Raw genomic sequence first — 16,766 nt, forward strand, 5'->3', positions numbered from 1 at the left:
GGTTCAGGGTCAGCCAGGTTGTCCCAAATACACGGTGACGGTGTGGGTGTAGAAGTCGCGGGCCGCGCGGCCCTGCTCCTTGGGGCCGTGGCCGCTTCCCTTGACCCCGCCGAACGGAACCCAGGGGAAGGTCCCGGCGGATTCGGAGTTGATGTGCAGGACGCCCACGTCCAGGTTGTCCACGGCCTTCAGTGCGGCGCCGAGGTCGCTGGTGAAGATGGCGGCCGACAGGCCGTGGTCGCTCAGGTTGGCCAGGCCGAACGCCTCGGCGGGGTCGCTCGCGCGTACGGCGCCGACGACCGGGCCGAAGAGCTCGCGGCGCCAGAAGCCCAGGCCGGTGCCGGGAAGGTCGAGCAGCGTCGGCGGGCTGAACCAGCCCGCGGCGCGCTCGGCGTCGGTGTACGGCTCGGCTCCGGCCAGCGGTCGTGCGCCGTCCCCGATCGCCTCCTTGACTCCGGCGGCGACGCGGTCGCGGGCGGTGTCGCTGATGAGCGGGCCCATCTGGACGCCCTCGGCGAGGGGGTCGCCGACGCGCAGGGCCACGGCGCGCTCGGCCACGCGGGCCAGCAGATCGTCGGCGACGGCGTCCTGGACGATCAGCCGCGACGTGGCGGTGCACTTCTGCCCGGTCGAGTTGTACGCCCCCGCGACGACCTGCGCTGCGGCGTGGTCGAGGTCGGCGTCGGCCAGGACGATCGAGGCGTTCTTGCCGCCCATCTCGGTCTGCACCGGCTTGGCCAGCTCGCCGCAGCGGGCGATGACGGCCCGCCCGACCGCGGTGGAGCCGGTGAACGAGACCGCGTCCACGCCCTGGTGGCCGACGATCGCCGCGCCGGTGTCGCCCTCCCCGTAGACCATGTTCAGCACGCCGGCGGGCAGGCCCGCGTCCGTCAGGGCCTGGGCCAGGCGCAGGGCCAGCAGCGGGACGAGTGACGACGGCTTCCACACGACCGTGTTGCCGTAGGTCAGCGCGGGCGCGATCTTCCACGCGGGGATGGCGATCGGGAAGTTGAACGGGGTGATGACCCCGGCCACCCCGATCGGCTTGCGGACGACGAGGATGTTCTCCCCCGCGCGGGGCGAGGGGTAGATCTCGCCGCTGTCCCGGTCGGCCTCGGACGCGTAGTAGCGCAGGATGCGCGCCGCGCCGCGGACCTCGGCGACGCCCTCGGCGAGGGTCTTGCCCTCCTCGCGGCTCAGCTCGCGGCCCCATTCCTCCGCGCTCGCCTCGATGATGCGGGCGGCCTCGGTGAGGACGGCGGCGCGGGCGTGGTGGGGGGTGGCGGCCCAGCCCGGCGCGGCGGCGGCAGCGGCGGCGATCGCGGCCTCCGCCTCGGCCGGGGCGGCGAGCCGGCCGCGCGCCACGATCTCGTCGGGGCGGGCCGGATTGGTGTCGGCGAACTCGGCGCCCGATCCCTCGATCCAGCGGCCGCCGACCAGGTTGAGCAGGTCCACGCGTTCTCTCTTTCTTCCCTCGAAGGCTTCCGTCAGAAGGTCTGCCAGGTGGCGGGGGTGACATCGCACGGCCCGCCGCGGTGGATCTCCAGCCGGCCGGCCGCCACGTCCAGGCTGATGGTGGCCAGCGAGTCCCAGCGCTGGTCCGGCGGGTCGGCGGGGCTGGAGTGGGCGCACACCGGCGCGCCCTCCGGCGCGTGGGCGATCATCGCCTTCGCCCGTCCGGTCGGGTCGGCGTCCCAGAGCTCTCGCGCGCGGTCGGTCAGGTGGGCGTACCGCGCGTACGTGCCGGGACGGTCGATGCCCAGCCGTTCGCCCGGCACCAGGGCCGGGTCGAGGAAGTGGTTGGTGTGCAGGAGCAGCCCGTCCGGACCGGGCGCGACGACGCCGAGCCCGGTGGGCGCGACCTCCAGGCTGCGCGCGTCGGCGTGCGTCCCGTCGTAGGTGACCACGGTGACGACGCTGGAGGCGGAGGTGCGGGCGCCGCGCACGATCGCGACGGCCGAGTCGAGGTCGTGCGCCTCGTCCAGGACGCGCCGTGCCAGCAGGTGGACGGGGACGCCGATGTCGTCGCCGTCGGCCAGGTGCTTGAGGATGTTGAAGTGCACCCCGAGCCCGGCGTCATTGACACCGATCTTGGCCAGCACGCCGAACTCGGTGAACGTCCGTACCCGGCGGCCGGGGCGCGCCTCGTACTCCCACAGCACGCCCACCTCGCGCATGCTCGCCAGCCAGTCCCAGGTCTGCAGGGTGCGCGGCGGCCCGCCGGCCGGGAGGACGACGGACGTGGAGCACTCGCCCTCGCCGTCGTCGCGCAGCGCGGCAAGGATCTCGGTGCGCGCGTTGAGGGCGGCGATCTGCCAGGTCTCCAGTCCGGCGCCGGCGGCCAGCCCGGCCATCTCGGCGGCGAGGCCGGGGGCCCATTCCGTTGTGCGGTCCAGGGCGCGGACGGCCCAGGCGCGGACCTGCGCGTCCGTGGCGCCCACGGTCGCGAACAGCTCCGCGTAGCCGTCGAAGGCCGCGCGCGTCTCGGCGCTCCAGCGCGCGCCGAACTCCTCGCCGCGCGCCGCCGGATCGGTCTTGGCCGAGATGTGGGTGGGAAAGGGGGTCATGCTCGTTCACTCTCTCGCGCGCCGCCGATCCGGCCCATCAGCTCGGCCAGTTCGGGGTCGGCGTCCGGCCCTTCGGAGAAGGCGGCGTGGATGCGGTCCCAGGGCGAGATCCTGTCCTGGCTCAGTTTGAAGATGCTCCGCTGCTCGCACACATGGAAGCGGAACGCCACCACGCCTCCGACGATCGAGCGGAACCTCTCGCGGGACTTCTCGCTCGGCGTCCAGCTCGGCGACCGGGACCCTTCGACGACCGCGACGGTCCGCTCGACGACGTCGAGGAGTCCCTCCTCGTCGGTGATCAGCTCGATCGTCCCGTTGAGGTGGACAGCCGCGTAGTCCCAGGTCGGCACCGAGGGGTCGGCGCCGTGCATGGACGGCGAGACGTATCCGTGCGGCCCGGAGAAGACCAGCAGCGCCTCGGGCGACGACTCCATCTGCGACCAGTGCGGATTGACCCGCGCCAGGTGCCCGAGCAGCGTCGTCCCCTCGAACGTGTCTCGCACCTCGGCCGGGTGCTCGATGATGACGGGGACGTGGGTGGCCACCGGGACACCCCCTGGAGCGCTGACCACCAGCGCGAACGGGTGGTCGCACACGAGATCGAACGCGTGCCGGGGATCGTCGGCCGTGAACCGGGGGAAGGCGAACATCAGCGGGCCGGCCTCACTCTGCCGCGCTCAGGATGGCGTCCCAGGCGACCTCGGAGGCCAGCGCCCCGAGGCCGGTGGACTTGACGCCGGTCAGCTCGACCTCGTCGGTCGTCAGCGCGAACAGCACGTCGCCGTCGGTGGCGGTGTGGAACGGCTGGATGCCGCGGTGCATCGAGCTGTGCACCTGGCGCGCGAGCTGGTTCAGGTCTCCGTCGGGCAGCCGCACGTTGGTGACCAGCACGGTCAGGGTCGTGTTGCCCATGACGTCCGTGCCCGGCGCCGGGTTCTCGATCATCTCGGCGTAGTCGGCGCCGGGGTGGCGGCGGACACCGGTCGCGGCGTCGCGGTTGCCGCGCACCACGGCGCCGTCGCGGTCGACGATCACCCCGACCGAGTTGACGACCGTGGCGACCAGCACCTTGGCCGTGCCGAACTCCCCGTACGCCGCGCCCTGCCCGGCCAGCTCGGCGCGCCCGAAGTCGGCCTTGCCCGCGCTCGCGGCGGCGCCCGCGCCGCACCGCCCGACCGGGAAGCGGCCCTCCTCGGCGAGGCGCAACGCCTCGGCGCCGAGCGCCACGTCGGGGTGGATCGCGTTGTCGCGGACGGAGAAGTCGTAGATCACCGCGCCGGAGACGGTCTGGAGGTCGTCCCAGTGGGTGCGGTTGCGGCGGCGGGCCAGCAGTTCCTGGCTCACTCCCGCCGCCGCGGCCAGCCCGTACACCGAGCCGCCCGCCAGGCAGATGGCGTGGTTGAACGCGTAGCCGCCGCTCATGCCGACCGCCCCGCCGCGCGCGTCCACCGCGGTGCGGGCTCCGGCGGGGACGTGCACGACGGTGCAGCCGGTCGGGCCCTCGGCGTACTCGGCGGTGCCGACGAGCACGCCCGGGATGTCGAACGGCACCGCCGCGCGGCCCGGGCTGGACTGCGGCTTCGGCTCCGTGCCGGCGTTGCTCGCCACGTCCCGCGCGTACGCGGACACGATCGCCTGGCGAGGCTCGTACGGGGTGGTCAAAGTGCCTCCAGCAACTGTTTCGAGTACGGGTGGGACGGGCCCCGGTAGAACACGCCGGTGTCGGCCGTCTCCACCACCTGCCCGGCCCGCATGACCGCGATGCGGTCGGCGACGTAGCGGACCGCGCCGAGCTCATGGGAGATGAACAGGGCCCCGAAGCCGAACTCGGCCTGCAGGTCCTTGATCAGGTTGAGGATCTGCACCTGGACCGAGACGTCCAGGGCGCTGACGGCCTCGTCGAAGACCAGGAACTCCGGCCGGGTGACCAGCGCGCGGGCGATCGAGACCCGCTGCCGCTGGCCACCCGACAGCTCATGGGGATAGCGGTCGGCGAAGGAGCGTTCCAGCCCGACCTGTTCCAGCACGCCGGTGGCGCGGCCGATGGCCTCGGCCTTCCCGGGCCCGCCCAGCACGATCAGCGGCTCGGCGACGCTCTGCCCGACCCGCATCCGCGGGTTGAGCGACCATTGCGGGTGCTGGAGGACGGCCTGCATCCGCCCCGCGAGCGCCCGCCGCCGCTTGGGGAAGGGCGCGCCGTCGAAGCGGACCGTCCCGGACGTCGGCCGCTGGAGGCCGAGCACGACCCGGCTCGTGGTGGTCTTGCCGGAGCCCGACTCGCCCACCACGCCCAGGGTCTCCCCCGCCGCGACGTGCAGCGAGACGTTCTTCATCGCGTCCAGCCGGCGCCGCGCCAGCGGCGGGCCGGAGGTGAAGGTCACGGTGACCTTGTCCAGTTCGAGGATCATCGTTTCACCGCCGGCACGATCTCCCCGGCTCCGTCGGTCTCCTCCGCACGATGGCACAGGACGTCCCTGCCCTCGATCCGTACCGGGACGGGACGTTCCTCGCCGCAACGGGCGTCGGCCATCGGGCAGCGCGGCGCGAACGCGCAGCCCGCGGGCTCCCCGACCAGCACCGGCGGCCGCCCGGGCACCGGCTCCAGGCGCTCGCCGCGCCCGGCCTTGCCGGGCGCCGACCGCGCGAGGGCCGCGGTGTACGGGTGGGACGGGCGGGCCAGCACCTCGGCGGCGGGACCGTCCTCGACGACGCGGCCGCCGTACATGACCGCGATCCGGTCGCAGCGGCGGGCCACGGCGGGCAGGTCGTGGCTGAGCCACAGGATCCCGGTGCCCGCCTCGGCCGCCAGCCCGAACACCACGTCCAGAACGTCCTCGCGGACCTGCGAGTCCAGGGCGGCGGTCGGCTCGTCGGCGACCAGCAGGCGCGGCCGGGCGGCCATCGCCATCGCGATCGCCACCCGCTGCGCCATGCCGCCGGAGAGCTCGTGCGGGTAGGCCCGCGAAACCCGGTGAACGTCGGTCAGCTTCACTCGCTCCAGATGAACGGCGAGGTCGTCACCTTTCGAGCGTCCCTTGACGGCCCTCTTGATCTGGGCACCGACACGCATGGTGGGGTCGAGGTGGGAGATCGGGTCCTGGAAGACGAACCCGAGCCGCTCGCGGCGGACGCGGCGGATCTCCTTCGCGCCGAGCTCCAGCAGGGATTCCCCCGCGACGGCGACCGTGCCATCCCGCACCTGAGCGGCGCGCGGCAGCAGGCGTCCCACAGCCGAGCCCAGGGTGGACTTGCCCGATCCGCTCTCCCCCACCAGGCCGACGGTCTCGCCCTCGGCCACGGTCAGGTCGGCGCCGTCGAGGGCGCGCACCGCGCCGCCCCCGGCACCGGGGTACTCCACGACCAGCCCCTTCACCTCCAGCAACGGACTCATACCAGTGACCTCGTCTCTCTCGGCTCCAGCCGGTCGCGCAGCCCGTCCCCGAACACGTTGATCGACAGGATCGCCACCACCAGCACCGCGCCCGGCCCGGACACCAGCCACGGCGCGGCCACGAGGTAGCCGGTGCCCTCCGCGATCAGCGAGCCGAGCGAGGCCTGCGGCGGCTGCACCCCCAGCCCGAGGAAGCTCAGCCCGCCCTCCACCGTGATGCCCACCGAAAGCGCGTACGTGCCCTGGACGGCGACGGTGCCCGCCACGTTCGGCAGCACGTGCCGGCCCAGCACCCGCGGCAGCCGGGCCCCGCTGATCACCGCCGAGGTCACGTAGTCGCGCCCGGCCACGCCCGCCGCGGCGCCCCGGACCAGCCGGGTCATCAGCGGGATCGTGACCAGCACGATCGCCGCGAGCGCGGCGGGCCGGCCGGGCCCCATGACCGCGGCCACCAGGATCGCCAGGATGATCGCCGGGAACGCGTACAGCAGCTCCACCAGCCGCATCACCAGGCCGTTGACCACGCCGCCGCGGTACCCGGCCAGAACGCCGAACCCGGTGCTGACCACCGCCGTCACCGCGACCGCCAGCGACGACAGCAGCAGCGTGGTGCCGATGCCCTCCAGCACGCGCGGCAACATCGCGCGGCCGAGGTCGTCGGTGCCCATCCAGTACCCGGGTCCGGGCGGCTGGAGCCGGGGGCCGACGATCGCCTCCGGGTCGCCGGCCAGGCCGGTCAGCGGGACCAGCGCAAGCACGACGAGGACCAGCAGGCAGGCCAGCCCCGCCCGCGACAGCCGGTCGAGGCCCGCGATCGCCGTCCTCATCACTTGCCTCCCGCCTCGGTGCCCAGCCGCGGGTCGATCAGCCCGACGGCCAGGTCGACCAGCATGTTCATGACGATGAACACCGCGGCCGCCAGCAGCACGCTCGCCTGCACGACCGCGTAGTCGCGCCGGGTGATCGCCTGGACGATGAACGACCCGATCCCCGGCAGGTTGAACGCGTACTCCACGATGAGCGCGCCGCCCAGGAGGTAGGCCGCGATGGTCGCGGTGAGCGTGATGACCGGCGCGGCGGCGTTGCGCAGCACGTGGTGCAGCACGATCGACGCGGGCCGCTCGCCCCGCGCGACCGCGGCGGTGACGTGCGGCTCGACCAGCACGTTCAGCACCGCGTCCCGGGTGGTGCGGGCGGTGGCCGACAGCGCGAAGATCGACAGCACCAGCGCGGGCAGCGCCATGCCGCGCAGGTTGCCGGCCGGGTCCTCGGTGAACGGGACGTGGCCGCCCGCCCGCAGCCCGAGCGAGTACCGCGAGAACAGGAAGACCGTCAGCGCCGCCAGCACGAACTCCGGCACGCTGACCCCGAGCCCGCTCAGCAGCCGGCCTACCGCGCCACCGCCGCCGGGTCGCGCCCGGACGGCGGTCAGCACGCCCAGCGGCACGCCCGCCAGCAGCGCCACCGCGATGGCCAGCAGGGTCAGCTCCGCCGTCACCGGCAGCCGCGCGCCGAGCTCGTCGGTGACGGGCGTCCGGCTGATCATCGAGGTGCCGAAGTCGCCGGTGCCGACCGCGCTCAGCCAGTGCCAGTACTGCGCCGGTATCGACTGGTCGAGCCCGTAGCGTTCGGCCAGCGCGGCCTTCTGCTCGGGGGTGGCGAACGGGCCGAGGACGGTCTCGGCGAACCCGCCGGGCATCATCCGGACCGCGGCGAAGATCAGGATCGACACGCCGAGCAGGGTGGCGGCCGAGACCAGGGCCCGGCCGCCCCACCACAGCAGCAGCCGCATGCCTCAGCCGACCTTCTTCGCGCGGAAGTCGGCCACCAGGCGCAGCAGGTTGCCGTAGCCCTCGGTCGCGTACAGGCCGGGGCTGACCATGTCGGCCCGGTATCCCAGCGTCGCCGGGCGGGTCACCAGCGGGATCATCTGCGCGTCCGCGTCGACCTTCGCGCAGACGGCCGACAGGGCCTGCTTGCGCCCGGCTCCGGCGGCGGCCCTGCCCGCGGCGGCGATGAGCTTGTTCAGCTCCTTGTCCGGCCGCGTGAACGCGGCGTTGAAGATCGCCTGCTCGGGGTTCCACCAGCGCATCGTCATCGCCGGGTCGGTGTAGCCGGCGAACCAGGACAGGCCCGCGTCGAACGTGGGCTTGGCGGCGTAGACCTTCCCGGCCCAGCTCGCCTCGTCCATCTGCTCGATGTTGACGGTGACGCCGATCCGCTTGAGGTTCTGCTGGATCACCTGCGCCACCGCCGGGGCCGGCCGGGTGGAGTAGATGCTGAGGGTGAACGAGAGGTTCGGCGCGCCCGCCTGCTTGAGCAGCTCGCGGGCCTTGTCCAGGTCACCGGAGGCCGACGGCAGGGCCTGGGGGTCGCAGGCGTCCGGCAGTCCCGCCGGGGTCACGGCGGTCGGCTTGCCGAGCCCGCCGGTGGCCACCTGGGCGATCTGCCCGCGGTCCATCGCCAGGTTGAGCGCGGTCCGCACACGCGGGTCGGCGAGCTTGGAACCGGGCTTCCTGGTGTTGGTGAACAGGTAGTAGTAGTCGGTGGTGGCCTGGTCGGCGACCTGGACGTTCGCGGCGCCGCGGAGCGTGGTGCGCGAGTCGACGTTGCCGAGCACCGCCATCGACGCCTGGCCGTTCTGCAGCGCGGCGACCCGCGCGGCCTCGTCGGCCGCGATGCTGATCTCCAGCCCTTCCAGCGCCGGCTTGCCCTGCGACCAGTACTTGGCGTTGCGCTTGAAGCTCCACGACACGTCCTGGCGGTGCGCGGCGACGGTGAACGGGCCGGTGCCGAGCATCTCGTCCTTGGGCTTGACCGAGCCGTCCTCGATCTCCTTCATCGGCAGGACGGCCGCCGGAACGTTGGCCAGCGCCGACAGGAACGGGGTGTAGGGCTCGCTCAGCCTGACGGTGACGACGCCGTCGCCGGTCTTGCGCACCGAGGTGACCGGCCCGAGCTGGCCCGACCACACCGACTTGGCCTTGCGCAGCCGCTCCAGGCTGCCGGCCACGTCGTCGGCCGTCATCGCGCGGCCGTTCGAGAAGGTGACGCCCTCGCGCAGGTGGAAGACGTAGGTCTTCGGGTCGGGGGTCTCCCACCGCTCGGCCAGCAGCGGCTGGATCGAGAAGTCCGGCCCGACCGTCACCAGCGTCTCGTAGACGAGGGACATCAGCTGCCAGGACGTCGCCACGTCGGCCATCTGCGGGTCGAGCCCGGTCGCCGCGCCGGTGTCGACGTGCGTCTGCAGCTTCAGGACGCCGCCCGCGGGGAGCGCGGTGTCGGCGACGGCCGCGTAGCCGTTCTTGCCGCCGGCGTTCCCTGCCGTGGTCGTCTCGCCGGCCGTGCAGGCCGCGGTGAGCATCAGGGCCGCGGCGCCGCAGGCGGCCAGTTTCGCGTGGCGCATGAGCACCATCTCCAGAGGATTCGTGCGAACGGGGTCAGTGGCGGGTGGGCGTTCAAAGGCGGGTGGGCGTTCAGTGGCAGTGGCACGCCTCGCCGCCGCCGCAGCAGGCCGAGGCGCTCGGCGGGACGTCCAGCGTGGGGTTGCGGTCGAAGAAGCCGGCCGGCTTGAGCGTGAAACCGCAGGTGTCGACCGGCATGATCGGCCAGTCCTCCAGGCGGGGGAAGTGGGTCAGGCCGAAGGTGTGCCACAGGACGATGTCCTGGCCGTCGATGTCGCGCCCGGCGGCCGCGTACGCCGGCAGCCCCGCCCCGCCAGGATGCTGGTTGGGCAGATCGCCGGCCGGGTAGCGCTCGGCGGGGTCGTGCCGGGTCACCCACAGGTGGTGGGCCGCGAAGCCGGCGCGGGACGCGATCGGCGACCCCGGGTCGGCCATGAGGGCCGGGCCCGCCTCCGGGTGCAGCGCGTACCCGACGGGCTCCCCCAGCCGGTTGGTGACCGACGGGTTGACGACGTGCCAGGCCCGGTTGCGGACGGGGTCGGCGTCCCGCCGAGCCTCGTGCTCGGTGCGCAGCCTCGTGGCGGCACGGCCGAAGGCGTTGCCGTACGGGTTCCCCTCCCCGCTGGGGATGGGGACGACGTCCACCTCTTCGACGGCGTTCTCCAGGCCGTCCACCATCATGTCCAGCCGCGCGCCGAACAGGTGCTGGTGGTACGGCGCGGCGAGGCCCGGGGCGAGCTGCGACGCGTACGGCGCCACCCGCTCGTCGTAGGCCCCGGTGAAGACGATGCCGGTGGCCTTGACCTCCAGCTCGATCGTGCCGTCCAGGTAGAGGTACCAGTAGAAGCCGTAGTCGTAGTTGCCGACGGTGACGAAGAAGGAGATGACCAGCCGGCGCTGGCGCCGGGTCTCGCTGGAGCCGTTGGCCGGATCGGTGTGCTTCCAGAGGACGCCGTAGTCCTCCTCGTGCATGCAGATCGCGTTCGGCAGCACCATCGGCCGACCGTCGTCACCGGCCACCGTGACGTCGAAGTAGGTGATGTCGCCCAGGCAGTCGCAGCCCAGCTCCAGCGCGTTGGCCAGCCGCCCGAGCTGGTATTCGCCGGTGTCGAAGTAGGTCTGCCAGAACCGGATCGGGCCCGGGTCGGCATACGGGACGATCATCTCGGCGACCGAGGCGCGGTAGACCACCGGCCGCGTCCGGCCCTGGTCGTCGAACCCGACCTGGTGCAGGACCAGGCCCTCGCGCATGTCGTAGCCGAGCCGCAGGCTCCACTTCTCCCAGGTGACCAGGGGCCCGTCGACCTGGAAGCTCGGCCCCTCGGGCTGGGTGATCTCGATCGGCTTCTGCGTGGTGCGCGGCGGGCCCGCGACCTCGGGGAGGTGGTAGTCGCCGGACTCTTCCGGCACCGGCTGCGGTCCGGTGTCGACGATCTCCAGGACCTCCCCGGCGATGAGGTCGACGAACGCGACCAGCCCGTCGATCGGGTACGCCCACGGCAGGCTCTCGGGCGTGGGCTGCCGGTGCGCCAGCACCCGTGCCAGCCGGCGGCCCGGCTCGGCGGGGAGGCCGAAGTGGCCGGCCGACAGGGCGGCGAGGTAGACGGTGTCCTGGTCGGTGATCCCGCGCGCCGCGAGCGCCTTGGCCCAGCCCTCGTCCTCGCGCAGGACGCGCCGCACCAGCGCGTGGTCGCCGGTGAGCAGCGGGACCTGCCCGTCGGTGACCGGGTCGAGCGGCCTGCGCTCGTCCACCCGGCGGTCCCCGATGGAGACGATCACGTCCTCGGCGGCGCCGGTCGCGGCGTCGATCAGCAGGACGCGCGCCCGCCGCGCGGTCTCGGCCCCGCTCAGGACGGCCTGCTTGGGCGGCTCCTCCAGCCCCACGTAGGCGATCCTGGTGGTGCCGGTGGCCACTCCCCCGGCCGCCAGGATCTCCTGGATGTCGCCGAACTCCTGCGGGCTCAGCGGATCCAGCGGATGGGAGCGGTCGCCCGCGCCGAGCATCCGCCCCGTCGAACCGTGGGACCCCATCGTTTCCTCCGATCATGCCGGAACGTTCCGGCAGTGGGAGCACGGTAGGGGATGCCGGAACGTTCCGGCAAGACCCCCGCCCCGGATCACCGGGCCCCGCCGGGACGGTTACGATGACGCCGTGTCCCCGACCCGCCCCGTCACCCTCCTGACCGTCGCCGAGCGCGCGGGCGTCTCCAAGACCACCGCCTCGGACGCTCTGCGGAGCTCGGGACGGGTCTCGGCGCAGACCCGCGCCGTGGTCCTGGAGGCCGCCGCCGAGCTCGGCTACGTCCCCAACGGCTCGGCCCGCCACCTGCGCCGGGCCAGCACCGGCGCGATCGGGCTGCACGTGCCCGAGGTCCTCACCCGCTCGGACTACTACATGCGGTTCGTGTTCGGGGTCGTCGAGGCGGCCGCCGCCCACGACCACGACCTGACGCTCATCACCTCCGGCCCGTCCTCGCGGGTGCCCCGCGTCGACGGCCTGATCCTGGGCGACCCGCTCGACGGCGACCCCGTCGTCGAGCGGCTGATGCGCGCCGGCCTGCCGACGGTCACCGGCGAGCGTTTCCGCGGCGACGGGACGGCCGACGGCGTGGTGGTGTCCGATCACGCCGCGATGCTGGGCGAGATGCTCGACCACCTGCGCGAACGCGGCGCCTCCCGGCCCGCCCTCATCGTGGCGGGCGGCGAGAGCGACTGGGCCGCCGGCATCCGGCGCGGCTACGACGAATGGTGCGCCCGGCACGGCGCGGCCTCCGTCGTGGGCACGGTCCCCTTCGACGTCTCCTACGACGAGACCCGCGCCGTGGCCCGTGCGCTGCTGGCCACCGACCCCCGCCCCGACGCCCTGATCTGCGCGCCCGCCGGCTCCGCCGCCCAGCTCCAGCCGGTCCTGAGCGAGGCCGGGCTCCGGGCCGGCACCGACCTGCTGCTCGCCTCCTGCGTCGAGGGCCCGAGCATGCGCGCGGCCGATCCGCCGATCACCGCCGTCGACCTGCACCCCCGCGAGGCCGGCGCCGCCTGCGCCGAGCTGCTCTTCGAGATCCTCAACGGTGACGCCCCGCCCGGCAGCGAACGCTCGCACCCGATAGAGCTCATCGTCCGCGCCTCGACCCGCGGCGCCACGGCGTAGACCGTACGAACTCAGATCATCCGTCCCCGGGGCGTCGCGCGAATCTACTCCGTGACCGCCAACACCAGAGAACACCCGCAGACCGAGGCCGGGACGTTAGCCCGCTCGGGGCCGCTCACGGGGGCGGAACCAGCGGCCGTATCCGGTCATTGAGCGCCGGCATCGAACCGGACGGCCCCGGCATCCGTGAGCCAGGAGATGGGCCTGGCCAACGGCGTCCCCCGCGCAGGCCGATGAGCAGTGGCGGAGACGAGGGCGGGGGGCTCTTCTGTTGCGCTGGGAATTACGCCGGCCTGACACGGCCCGCCCATCGGCACCTTCGCACCCCCGCGCGTGCGTGAGCCTGCGATCAGGCGCTCCCCAGGTCCCACGCGGGTGTGAAGTGGGCTCAATGCGGCGTCAGTTCGGCGTCAGCAACTCGGGTTAGGTTCCCTGTAGAAAGTGAGAAAGCAATGCCGGAACGCTAAATGTTAATAGAGAAGAAAGAGAATATGCTGGCGATCGAGAGGCTGCACGAACTCCCACCGTCCGAGCGGCGCGGAGAGCTCGAAGAACTCGTCATCACGGAATTCAAGACGACCCTGATGATGACGGAGGACGACGAACTCCCGCTCGATATGAGCTATTTCGAGCTCGGTTTCACCTCGCTCGGACTCACGGAGATCAAGGAACGACTCGAAACGCAGCTCGGCCGCCCGGTGAGCACGAATGTGCTTTTCAACAGCCCGACCATGGAACGGCTCCTGTCTTATCTGGCCGACGAGGTCCTCGCGGACCTCTTCGGCTCCCTGTCAATGCCGACAGATTGAGGAGCGGGCCGGTCAGTGCCCCGCTCCAGTGAATCACTGCCGCTATCGGCCTAGCGGGCAGCAGAGGAAAGGGACGCCAGGTCGTGAACAACCCGAATCCGCAGACGCTCACCGCCCGGTCCGCCGAGCATGCCCGGCGGCGCCCCGGCCATCCGGCCGTCCGGTGCGAGGGGCGCGAGGTGACCTATGCGGAGCTGCACCGCCGCAGCAACCAGACCGCGCACGCGCTGCTCGCCGAGGGACTGCGCCGGGGAGCGCGGGTCGCCTACCTCGGCCGCGAGTCCGAGCACTACTTCGAGATCGCGCTCGGCTGCGCCAAGAGCGGGACCGTGCTCGTGCCGATCAACTGGCGGCTGACCGCGCGCGAGGTGGACCACGTGCTGCGCGACTCCGGCGCCGAGCTGCTGTTCGCCGAGCGCGAGTTCCGGCCCGTCGCCGACCGGCTGCGGCCCGTCCTGCCCGCGCTGCGCACGATCATCGAGATGGACACTCCCGGGTCGCTCGCCGACGGCTTCCTGGGCTGGCGGGCCGGTCATCCCGAGACCGATCTCGATCCCGGCACCGGGCGCGACGACGCCGTCGTGCAGATGTACACCAGCGGGACGACCGGCCTGCCCAAGGGCGTCGTGCTGGCCCACCGCACGTACTTCACCCTGATGGACCACATGACCCGGGCGGGGCTCGACTGGTACGACTGGCACCCCGAGGACCGCTCGATGAGCTGCTTCTCCAGCCTGCACTCGGCGGGCATGGGCTGGTTCATGGTCGGGTTCGCCGCCGGCTGCACGAACGTGGTCATGCGGATGTTCGTCCCGGAGGAGGCGGTGAAGCGCGTCCACGAGGACGGGATCACGGTCATGCAGGCGGCTCCGGCGATGTTGCGGATGCTGCTGGCCGAGCCCGGCGCCACGCCCGAGGCGTTCGCCTCGCTGCGCAAGATGATCTACGGGGGGTCGGCGATCGCACCGGCGCTGCTGCGCCGGTGCATGGAGCGGCTGGACTGCGAGCTCGCGCAGATGTACGCGGCGGCTGAATCGGGCAGCGTGGTGACGTGCCTGGCTCCCGCGGAGCACACGCCGGACAATCCGCGGCTGGGCTCGGTCGGGGTGCCCTGCCCGGGCAACGAGGTGCGGATCGTGGGCCGCGACGGGGAGATCCTCCCCGCCGGCCGGGTCGGGCAGATCCACGCCCGGACCCCCGCCCTCTTCATCGAGTACTGGCGGCGGCCGGAGGCGACCACGGAGGCGTTCGCGGACGGCTGGCTGCGCATGCCGGACGCGGGCTACCTCGACGAGGACGGCTACCTGTTCGTCCTCGACCGGCTGGACGACACCATCATCGTCGCCGGCCAGAACATCTATCCCGTCGAGGTCGAGATGGCGCTGGCCGAACACCCCGCGATCGCCGAGGTCGCCGTCGTGGGCGTGCCCGACGAGCGCTGGGGCCAGGGCGTCAAGGCCGTGGTCGTGTTCCACGGAGACCAGCGGGCGACCGCGCGGGACCTCAGGGTGTTCCTGCGCGGCAGGATCGCCGACTTCAAGATTCCCACCCGGTACGACTTCGTGGCCGGACTGCCCCGCAATCCGACCGGCAAGATCCTGCGCCGGATGCTGCGCGCGGAAGCGCGATGAACGGGAGCGCGCCGGACAGCGAGGTCCGGACGCACCAGATCGGGGGTCCCCATTCCGGCCATCGCCGCGATGGGGAGTTCGCTGAGAAATCGGCAAAGGGGGAGCTTCACTTGATCGAATTCTTCGTCCTCGGACCGCTGGAATGCCGGTCCGCCAATCGTCTCGTGAACATATCGGGAACGCTTCAGCGAGCACTGCTCGCGACGCTCCTGGCCGCCGAGGGAGTTCCAGTGTCAGTGGACTTACTGGTCGCGGAGCTGTGGGGAGACTCGCCCCCGCCGCACTGGGAGAACGCGCTGCAGGCGCATATCAGCAGGCTGCGGCGGCGGATCGACGCCGTCGCCGACGACCGGTCCACCGGGCTCATCGTCGAGCATTCCGGATACTGCCTGCAGACCGACGATGAAAAAGTGGACGCGAAAGTGTTCATGCGCAAATTCGACAAGGCCCGGCTGCTCGGCGCCACCGATCCGAGAACGGCGGCCGACGCGCTGCGCGACGCGCTCTCACTGTGGCGTGGCAAAGCCTTCGGCCTGGTGACCCAGGGATCGTTGTGCCGCACGGTCGCGCAGCGCTACGAGACCGCCCGGCTGGTGGCGCTGGAGACGCTGTTCGATCTGGAGCTCCGGACCGGGCGGCACACCGACATCATCCCGATGTTGTCGGAGCTGGTCGAGGCGCCGACGCTCAACGAGCGCTTCTGCGAGCAGCTGATGATCGCGCTCTACCGGTCCGGGCAGCAGGCACGGGCCCTCAGCTCCTATCTCCGGATGCGCGACCGGCTCGACGACGAGCTCGGCGTCGAGCCGACCATCACGTTGCGCAATCTCTTCAACGCCATCCTCAACCACCACCCGGCGCTCCGGCTGGGCGCCGACCACGCGGTGCTGCGCGCCTGACGGCATGCCCGGCCGTGCTCGGTCATGGTCGACCTCCCCGCTCCCCCCATATCGTCGAGATCATGACCGGGCACGGCTAGCGATCGCCGGTGATCCTCATCAGGCGCCGGCCGAAGTCCGACATGACGGCCGCGGCGTGCTCGCCCACATAGAAATGCCCGCCTGGATACTCCTGGTGGCCCAGATACCGGCGGCTGCGCCCCGTCCAGGCCGTCATCGCGTCCGGCTCGACCAGCAGCGGGTCCGAGCCGCCGGCGTAGGACACCAGCGGGCACTCCACCACGGCCCCGTCGTCCTCGTACTGCACCGCGATACGGAAGTCCGCGATCACCGGCGGCATGACCAGCTCCACCATGTCCGGGTCGTCCCAGAGCTCCTTCGGGAAGGCGCCGAGATCCTTGAACAGCCCGCCGAACTCGTCCATCGACAGCTTCTCGTGCCCCGGGGGAGCCTGGAAGAAGCCCTTCGGCGACCAGCCCGACATGCCGAGCAGCGACGGCGGCGGATCGCCGTCGGCTTCGAGCCGGACGGCCAGCCGGTAGGCGAGCATGGCGCCGATGCAGTGCCCGAAGAACGCGTACGGGCGCTCGTCGTCCACCGTCTCCAGCACGGCGCGATGAAGGTCGTCGAGGAGCGACTCCCAGTCGGCGGGCAGCGGCTCGGCGCGCCGGCTCTGCCGCCCGGGCAGCGTCAGCGCCTGGGCGCCGATCTCCGCGGGCAGCAGGCGGGTCCAGCCCCGGTAGGCGGCCGCCCCGCTGCCCGCGTGCGGCATCAGGAACAGACGGATCGAGGCCTCCCCCGGCGGCTGTGCGGGGCTGAACCAGCGGCCCGCCGAGACGGCCGTGTTCTCCGTCGTGCCCGTGTTCTCCGTCGTGCCCGTGTTCTCCGTCGTTCCCGTGTTCTCCGTCGTGCCCATC

Annotated in this window: 15 protein-coding genes; 4 read left to right on the forward strand and 11 right to left on the reverse strand. The window is 72.4% G+C overall.

Translation table 11 applies throughout. The features are described 5' to 3' along the window. Positions 1 to 9: 9 nt before the first annotated feature. From ACGFNU_RS15100 to ACGFNU_RS15145, 10 genes are all read right to left on the reverse strand, one after another. Positions 10 to 1,455 carry an aldehyde dehydrogenase family protein gene (locus tag ACGFNU_RS15100; RefSeq protein WP_392593832.1) on the reverse strand — a complete coding sequence of 482 codons (1,446 nt, stop codon included), beginning with the start codon at positions 1,453 to 1,455 and terminating at the stop codon, positions 10 to 12. A 32-nt stretch (positions 1,456 to 1,487) separates the two neighbouring features. Continuing rightward, positions 1,488 to 2,567 carry a C45 family autoproteolytic acyltransferase/hydolase gene (locus ACGFNU_RS15105; protein WP_392593834.1) on the reverse strand — a complete coding sequence of 360 codons (1,080 nt, stop codon included), beginning with the start codon at positions 2,565 to 2,567 and terminating at the stop codon, positions 1,488 to 1,490. Then, positions 2,564 to 3,217 carry an FMN-binding negative transcriptional regulator gene (locus ACGFNU_RS15110; protein ID WP_392593835.1) on the reverse strand — a complete coding sequence of 218 codons (654 nt, stop codon included), beginning with the start codon at positions 3,215 to 3,217 and terminating at the stop codon, positions 2,564 to 2,566. The genes ACGFNU_RS15105 and ACGFNU_RS15110 overlap by 4 nt, the downstream gene beginning before the upstream one ends. 13 nt (positions 3,218 to 3,230) lie before the next feature. Then, positions 3,231 to 4,229 carry a P1 family peptidase gene (locus ACGFNU_RS15115; protein ID WP_392593837.1) on the reverse strand — a complete coding sequence of 333 codons (999 nt, stop codon included), beginning with the start codon at positions 4,227 to 4,229 and terminating at the stop codon, positions 3,231 to 3,233. Continuing rightward, positions 4,226 to 4,975: an ABC transporter ATP-binding protein gene (locus ACGFNU_RS15120; RefSeq protein ID WP_392593839.1), complete on the reverse strand. Its 750-nt coding sequence runs from the start codon at positions 4,973 to 4,975 to the stop codon at positions 4,226 to 4,228. The genes ACGFNU_RS15115 and ACGFNU_RS15120 overlap by 4 nt, the downstream gene beginning before the upstream one ends. Continuing rightward, positions 4,972 to 5,958 carry an ABC transporter ATP-binding protein gene (locus ACGFNU_RS15125; protein WP_392593841.1) on the reverse strand — a complete coding sequence of 329 codons (987 nt, stop codon included), beginning with the start codon at positions 5,956 to 5,958 and terminating at the stop codon, positions 4,972 to 4,974. Before ACGFNU_RS15125 ends, ACGFNU_RS15120 begins: the two co-directional genes overlap by 4 nt. Next, a complete protein-coding gene (locus tag ACGFNU_RS15130; RefSeq protein WP_392593843.1) occupies positions 5,955 to 6,785 on the reverse strand; it encodes an ABC transporter permease in 831 nt (276 codons plus the stop codon). Before ACGFNU_RS15130 ends, ACGFNU_RS15125 begins: the two co-directional genes overlap by 4 nt. Beyond that, the gene (locus tag ACGFNU_RS15135) at positions 6,785 to 7,750 is read right to left on the reverse strand and encodes an ABC transporter permease (protein ID WP_392593845.1); all 966 of its coding nucleotides are present in this window, start codon (positions 7,748 to 7,750) and stop codon (positions 6,785 to 6,787) included. Before ACGFNU_RS15135 ends, ACGFNU_RS15130 begins: the two co-directional genes overlap by 1 nt. A 3-nt stretch (positions 7,751 to 7,753) precedes the next feature. Next, complete coding sequence (locus tag ACGFNU_RS15140; protein WP_392593847.1) at positions 7,754 to 9,364, reverse strand: ABC transporter substrate-binding protein; 1,611 nt, start codon at positions 9,362 to 9,364, stop codon at positions 7,754 to 7,756. Positions 9,365 to 9,434: 70 nt separating this feature from the next. Continuing rightward, a complete protein-coding gene (locus tag ACGFNU_RS15145; protein ID WP_392593849.1) occupies positions 9,435 to 11,393 on the reverse strand; it encodes a primary-amine oxidase in 1,959 nt (652 codons plus the stop codon). A 121-nt stretch (positions 11,394 to 11,514) separates the two neighbouring features. Between ACGFNU_RS15145 and ACGFNU_RS15150 the strand changes: the two genes are divergently transcribed. The 4 genes from ACGFNU_RS15150 to ACGFNU_RS15165 all read left to right on the forward strand — a co-directional run bounded on the left by ACGFNU_RS15150 (position 11,515) and on the right by ACGFNU_RS15165 (position 15,849). Continuing rightward, positions 11,515 to 12,510, forward strand: coding sequence for a LacI family DNA-binding transcriptional regulator (locus tag ACGFNU_RS15150; RefSeq protein ID WP_392593851.1), 996 nt, complete (start codon positions 11,515 to 11,517; stop codon positions 12,508 to 12,510). Between the two features lie 491 nt (positions 12,511 to 13,001). After that, positions 13,002 to 13,319: an acyl carrier protein gene (locus tag ACGFNU_RS15155; protein ID WP_392593853.1), complete on the forward strand. Its 318-nt coding sequence runs from the start codon at positions 13,002 to 13,004 to the stop codon at positions 13,317 to 13,319. A gap of 83 nt (positions 13,320 to 13,402) precedes the next feature. Next, positions 13,403 to 14,950: a long-chain-fatty-acid--CoA ligase gene (locus tag ACGFNU_RS15160; RefSeq protein ID WP_392593854.1), complete on the forward strand. Its 1,548-nt coding sequence runs from the start codon at positions 13,403 to 13,405 to the stop codon at positions 14,948 to 14,950. Further along, entirely contained in the window at positions 14,947 to 15,849 is a 903-nt protein-coding gene (locus ACGFNU_RS15165; protein WP_392593856.1) for a BTAD domain-containing putative transcriptional regulator, read from the forward strand. Before ACGFNU_RS15160 ends, ACGFNU_RS15165 begins: the two co-directional genes overlap by 4 nt. Positions 15,850 to 15,925: 76 nt before the next feature. Here the strand turns inward: ACGFNU_RS15165 and ACGFNU_RS15170 are convergent, their stop codons facing one another. After that, positions 15,926 to 16,765, reverse strand: a complete 840-nt coding sequence (locus ACGFNU_RS15170) for a thioesterase II family protein (RefSeq protein WP_392593857.1) — start codon at positions 16,763 to 16,765, stop codon at positions 15,926 to 15,928. Position 16,766: the final 1 nt, after the last annotated feature.

This window comes from Spirillospora sp. NPDC048911, assembly GCF_043198015.1.
Classification (GTDB): domain Bacteria; phylum Actinomycetota; class Actinomycetes; order Streptosporangiales; family Streptosporangiaceae; genus Spirillospora.

Coding starts and splice junctions, on each gene's coding strand:
- ACGFNU_RS15105 (WP_392593834.1), bottom strand. CDS start 2,567: ATGACCCCCTTTCCCACCCACATCTCGGCCAAGACCGATCCGGCGGCG.
- ACGFNU_RS15110 (WP_392593835.1), bottom strand. CDS start 3,217: ATGTTCGCCTTCCCCCGGTTCACGGCCGACGATCCCCGGCACGCGTTC.
- ACGFNU_RS15120 (WP_392593839.1), bottom strand. CDS start 4,975: ATGATCCTCGAACTGGACAAGGTCACCGTGACCTTCACCTCCGGCCCG.
- ACGFNU_RS15125 (WP_392593841.1), bottom strand. CDS start 5,958: ATGAGTCCGTTGCTGGAGGTGAAGGGGCTGGTCGTGGAGTACCCCGGT.
- ACGFNU_RS15130 (WP_392593843.1), bottom strand. CDS start 6,785: ATGAGGACGGCGATCGCGGGCCTCGACCGGCTGTCGCGGGCGGGGCTG.
- ACGFNU_RS15135 (WP_392593845.1), bottom strand. CDS start 7,750: ATGCGGCTGCTGCTGTGGTGGGGCGGCCGGGCCCTGGTCTCGGCCGCC.
- ACGFNU_RS15140 (WP_392593847.1), bottom strand. CDS start 9,364: ATGCGCCACGCGAAACTGGCCGCCTGCGGCGCCGCGGCCCTGATGCTC.
- ACGFNU_RS15145 (WP_392593849.1), bottom strand. CDS start 11,393: ATGGGGTCCCACGGTTCGACGGGGCGGATGCTCGGCGCGGGCGACCGC.
- ACGFNU_RS15155 (WP_392593853.1), top strand. CDS start 13,002: ATGCTGGCGATCGAGAGGCTGCACGAACTCCCACCGTCCGAGCGGCGC.
- ACGFNU_RS15165 (WP_392593856.1), top strand. CDS start 14,947: ATGAACGGGAGCGCGCCGGACAGCGAGGTCCGGACGCACCAGATCGGG.
- ACGFNU_RS15170 (WP_392593857.1), bottom strand. CDS start 16,765: ATGGGCACGACGGAGAACACGGGAACGACGGAGAACACGGGCACGACG.